The sequence below is a fragment of the Protofrankia sp. CiT1 genome (assembly GCF_917627335.1).
GTDB lineage: Bacteria > Actinomycetota > Actinomycetes > Frankiales > Frankiaceae > Protofrankia.
Window position 1 is genome coordinate 1 of the sequence record NZ_CAKJTP010000202.1, and the last position, 5,156, is coordinate 5,156.

At 66.4% G+C, this 5,156-nt stretch carries 4 protein-coding genes; 1 reads left to right on the forward strand and 3 read right to left on the reverse strand.

Annotation, left to right across the window (positions count from 1 at the left end; translation table 11 throughout):
* On the forward strand, window positions 1-540 hold a 540-nt coding region (locus tag MJ785_RS19800), incomplete at its 5' end, for a Crp/Fnr family transcriptional regulator (protein ID WP_239382213.1).
* Window positions 541-930: 390 nt separating this feature from the next.
* On the opposite strand, the gene MJ785_RS22055 is transcribed toward MJ785_RS19800, so the two are convergent.
* From MJ785_RS22055 to MJ785_RS19825, 3 genes are all read right to left on the reverse strand, one after another.
* Window positions 931-1,890: a pentapeptide repeat-containing protein gene (locus MJ785_RS22055; RefSeq protein ID WP_305039925.1), complete on the reverse strand. Its 960-nt coding sequence runs from the start codon at window positions 1,888-1,890 to the stop codon at window positions 931-933.
* A 1,423-nt stretch (window positions 1,891-3,313) separates the two neighbouring features.
* The gene (locus MJ785_RS19820) at window positions 3,314-3,895 is read right to left on the reverse strand and encodes a hypothetical protein (RefSeq protein WP_239313683.1); all 582 of its coding nucleotides are present in this window, start codon (window positions 3,893-3,895) and stop codon (window positions 3,314-3,316) included.
* A 514-nt stretch (window positions 3,896-4,409) separates the two neighbouring features.
* Window positions 4,410-5,054, reverse strand: coding sequence for a response regulator transcription factor (locus MJ785_RS19825; RefSeq protein ID WP_239382215.1), 645 nt, complete (start codon window positions 5,052-5,054; stop codon window positions 4,410-4,412).
* Window positions 5,055-5,156 lie beyond the last annotated feature (102 nt).

The window sequence follows — 5,156 nt, forward strand, 5'->3', positions numbered from 1 at the left end:
GGGTCGACGCGGCGGCTGCGGGATACCGAGACGGCGCTGGAATGGGCTGAAGAGGAGCTGTTGCAGGAGGACCTGGCGGCCCTTCCGCCGACGGGCCACGTGCCGCTGGACGCCCAGGAGCTGTTGGCTGAGCTCGGTGCCGAGGAGATGGCCTTCATCCGGGCGGCTACGGAGGTCCGCACCTATGACCAGGGTGAGGTCGTGTATGACGAGGGTGATCCGGCGGATGCGCTTTACTTCGTCACTCGAGGGCTGGCGAACATCGAGGTAAGCGCGGGTGGGAACCGTTGGTTCCGGCTCAAGACGGTGTCTGCTGGAAGCGCCTTCGGTGAGCTCGCGATCGTCGATGGTGGTGTGCGGACGACTCGTATCGTTTCCGCTGGGATCACGGTCTGTGAGGTGCTGTCGACGGTGGCCTTCGAGCTGCTGTTGAAATGCCATCCGGGGGCGGGGGATGCCATTTTCCGGGCGATCGCGCGGAGCCTGTCCTGCCGGTTGCGGGAGACCACGAGGGAGATCCAGGCTCTGGAGGAGGGATGACGGGAGCGGCCGGCCCGTCCGCGCGACCTTGCGCAATCGCGGCTAGGCGTGGCCCCGGTGACGGTCTCTTCCCGGCCCTGACGCAACCGTCGGCATCCCTGCCCCTATGAACACAGGACCTCCGGAGCGCGGCGCGTGCTCCGCTCATGCGGTGCGCCAGCCGGGCCGAAGCTCTGGCCACAGGACAATATAAAGATCATTATATGGCAAAGCGGGAGGAGCTGTTTCCTCGCCGTGGAGCTTGGCCGGAGCCCCGGGCCGAACCATTGGGTCCGGGGTGAACAGCTGGTGGCGTCTACCTGGCTGCCGGCCCCGAGGAGCTGGCGCGGGCGACCCCTGTCGATCACGGGTATAGGATGATCGAACTGTCGTGCCAGACAGATTGCCGCGTCAGGTCAGGGACAGGGAGCCGGTGAGTTCCTGGCCCGGAGCCAACCGAACCCGGAAAACGCGAGGGGATACCTCCCCCGAGGCCTCCCACATGCGTCGCGCCCATTCGGAGTTCGGCCAGCGTGTATCCGGTGACCACCATGCGCCTGCGAGGTTCGCCTGGTCCAGCTGGGCGCCGGTGAGGTTCGCCCCGAACAGGCGGGCGTCGGTGAGGGTCGTCTCGGTGAGGGTCGCCCTGTCCAGCTGGACGCCGGACAGGTCAGCCCGCTCCAGCTGGCTGCCGGTGAGGTTCGCCCCGGCCAGCCGGGCGCCGGTGAGGGTCGCCCCGGCCAGCCGGGCGCCGGTGAGGTTCGCCCCGAACAGGCGGGCGCCGGACAGGTCGGCCCCAGCGAGCTGGGCGTCGGACAGGTTCGCCCCGAACAGGCGGGCGCCGGTGAGGTTCGCCCCGAACAGGCGGGCGCCGGACAGGTCCGCCCCGGCGAGCTGGCTGCCGGACAGGTCCGCCCCGGCGAGCTGGCTGCCGGACAGGTCCGCCCCGGCGAGCTGCCCGCCGGACAGGTCCGCCCCGGCGAGCTGCCCGCCGGACAGGTCCGCCCCGGCGAGCTGAGCGCCGGACAGCTCCGCATCGAACAGGCGGGCGCCGGACAGGTTCGCCCCAGCCAGCATGCTGTCGGACAGGTCGGCCCCGGCCAGCATGGTGTTGGACAGGTCGGCCCCGGCCAGCATGGTGTTGGACAGGTTCGCCCCGAACAGGCAGGCGCCGGACAGGTCGGCCCCGGCGAGCTGAGCGCCGGACAGGTCCGCCCCGGCCAACCGAGAGCTGATGGCGCCCACCGTTGCCGGCTCGGCCAGTTCTCCCTGCGTTTTCGTCGCGGTGGGCGAGTGGGTCTGGATCCGGAGACTGAGGTCATCACGGAGAAAGGACGTAGCAGGGAGCGGGTGAATGTCGTCGGTAGTCATTGCCTGTCCCCTTCTTTTCAGCGGCTTGCGATGGTGGTGCAGGAGGCTGGCCATGGCGCGAGCCGTGGCCACATCGTTGATAATCCTCGTGATCTCGACATGGGAATAGCCTGGTGCGCTCAACGACACAGTGGTATACCCCTGTCCCGGGGCGGCTGGGGGTCCTGCGGCCTCTTGTGAAAGATCGTGGCGCGGGGGAGCTCGGCGGGCTTCGTTGAGCCGCGGAGAGCAGCCTGGATGGTGAGGACGACGCGTGTGGTACGGCGCTGTTCAGTGCGTATCCAGGCCCGGCAGAGGCGGCTGAACGCCAGGAAACGGCTGCCGACGAAGTAGGTCGTCAACGCCGCGCCTCCGTCCGGAAATTATCCTACCCGGCGTAACTCTATATCGGCGAATGGACGTAGTCCGACGATCAACGTGTCGGGGAGGAGTCCTCGATGGCCGCCGTGGTCAGGGGCAGTTCTCCGGCAGCTATGGTAGGTAAGGCCGCGTGGGCTTCTCCAGGCTCGTTTCTTGATCATTTGTGCGCCCGTCGACCATGCGTGCAGGATTGGCCAGGTATACCATGCCAGGGCATCGGTCAGCATCAGAAACGGGTTCTCCTGACGCGATCGTGGGTGTGATCGCTGTGCGATGGGTCGCCATAAGAGCGCGTCCTTCTCTCGCTGGGCTGCGCGATCGGTGAGAAACCGTGCCCGACAAAGAAAGAACGGTGTGCGTCTCCAGCGGATGGCGCAGAGGCCCTCGGGGCCGAATCGGTGATGCTGGAACAGGCGGCTCTCGGCGGGGACGAGGAGGCTGTCCGCATACGATGAAGAAGATCGTAGCCTCAACAGCGTTCATGTCGTGACTGAAAGTAGGTGGATGCTGGCCAGGGCGGGCTGGCGGCCGCTGATGGGCCCTGGGCCGGGAATCCTCCGGCCGCTCATCGAGACAGAGCTGGCCTGGGTGGCCTGTGCCGAGCATGGTGTCGTGGGGGCCGGGTGCGTGCTCTGCGACGGTGCATGGACCTGTTCCATGGCGTGGCCGTGCGCATGGGGCGCCTCACGATTACGCGTTTGTCAGCATCCACAGGGAGGCGCTTGACGCCCATCTCCCCGGGCTTGTGGCTTCTGTTCACCGGTACTGTTGATTCTTACGGTGGCCATGGTTGGCGATGGCGTAGCGGTCATACTGTTTGGACAGGTAGTCCGGTCAGTGGGCTGACTGATACGCCAGGGGAATTATAGGACAAAATGTTCGCAAAATCAGGCATGCGCCAGTTCGCAGCCACCCCCGCGAGTGGGCGGCGGGTGAGATTCCCGCCGCCCACTCCACTGACTGTTACATTCCGCTGCGGCACGAGGTGGCCTGACCGCGGTACGGGTAGCTGAGCCTGCGCTGAACAGGCACGTTCGAGCTGCGGATCGCGCGAAATCGTTGGTCAGTAGCTGCTGCCGCCACCGCTGCCGCTGTCAGCGGTGGCGGCCTGCGTTGCGCTCGCGGCGGCCGGCAGGGTGACGGCGTGCCAGATGCCGCCGACGCCGTCGCCCTTGGTGTCGCCCGCGGCGCTGTCGCCCGCGAAGGTGTAGAGCGGCAAGCCACGGTACGTTGCTTGTATTCCGCCGTCGGGACGGACGATCGTACCGACGGGCTTCGCCAGCCCGGAGACCGTCACATCGCCCGGTGACCCCAGGAGCAGCGGCGGCCACTTGGCGACGCAGTCGGCTGCGGTGCAGCTACTGGTGTTGCTGCCCTTGTCTTTGTCGAAGCTGTACAACGTCCTGCCGGCGGGGGTGACGAGGGTACGTCCGAGTGAGGTCTGGCGGATACCTACGGGAGCGTCCTTGGTCGAGCCGGCCGTGGCATTGGCGGACGTAGTGGCGGACCATTCTGCCGCCTGGGTGGCGGAAGCGGCAGCGGTGCTCGGCGCTGAAGCGCTCTGGGAGCTTTCGGAACTCCCGCAGGCACTGAGCGTGCCGGCCAGTGCCAACGCCAGCACCGGTAGTATTGTCTTCCCTCGCATTACTTCCTCCTGGTGTCTACGCGCTTTCACGTAAAACACGCGGGGCGGCCGTCGGTGCGTTCACTTCCTGGCTGTCGGAGTGGTGACATTACCGCTTATTGATCTTTTGTTCGTGAAGTGGCGGCAGGGCTTCATGGGTGCCCTGGGCGGATCAGGCATCCGGGTGCGCCGATGGGCCGGCCACCGTGGGATCGGGCGCGGCTGGACGCAGGACAACGGTCGCCGCTTGCGGCGCTGCGAATGTGCCCTGTCGACAGGACAGAGTGCCCGGCCGCCGAGGCCGCGGACCTGGTCGCGACGTGGATAGAGTCAGGTGACGGCTGGCGTCTGGGTAGTGACAGAACAACACCGGGCGTGACACGGCTGTTGGGGCGTAGACTCGACGATCGCTCAGTCCCGTCTTCCGCACATCATCCTTGCCGACCCGCGGTGATCGCCAGGAGTGGCGACCATGGCAATGTGCTGACCGGCAGCGATGCGACATGTGCGGAAAACGGGTTGGCGGGCGGCCGTGCTACAGGATGCCGAGTTGGTTGGCGCGGCTGAGGGCCTCGACACGGTTGCGCGCGCCGAGTTTTTCCAAGGTGCGTTGCAGGTACGTCTTGACGGTATTACGAGTCAGGCCAAGCGCGGAGGCGATCTCAGGATTCGTTTCGCCCATGGCGACATGCCGCAGGATGTCGTACTCGCGTCGAGTCAGGCCGTGTTCGCGCAGTTTTCGGTTGACCAGGAGAAGGCCGTCCTGCCCGAGGTCGGAGAAGATGACGCGCTCACCGGCCGCCACTCGACGGATGGCGTCGACGAGATCCGTGCGTTCGGTGTCTTTGACGACTATTCCGTGACCACCCGCAGCCATGGCCGAATTGAGCGCGGCGTGATCGGGGTGAGCGGTAAAAAGAATGATTTTCAGGGCGGAATGCTGCGCACGTAGCTCCTGAATCACTTCTGGGGCCAACATGTCGGGCAGGCGAAGGTCGAGGAGAACCACGTCCGGGTGGAACTCCTGCACGGCGCTGATTGTCTCGCGACCAGTGCGCGCGTAGCCGGCGATCCGCATGGAGGAGGTGTTCTGCAGCGCGAGCGTCACGCCGTCGAGAACGATGGGGTGGTCATCGGCGACGAGGACTCGTATGACTCGGCCGGTCATGCCGGTACCCATGCCTGGACGGTGACACCATCGTCGTCGTTGGGGGCGACGGCGAGCGAACCACCGATTCTGGCCAGCCGGTCAAAGGCTGCGGCCAGCCCGAGACCGGTGTCA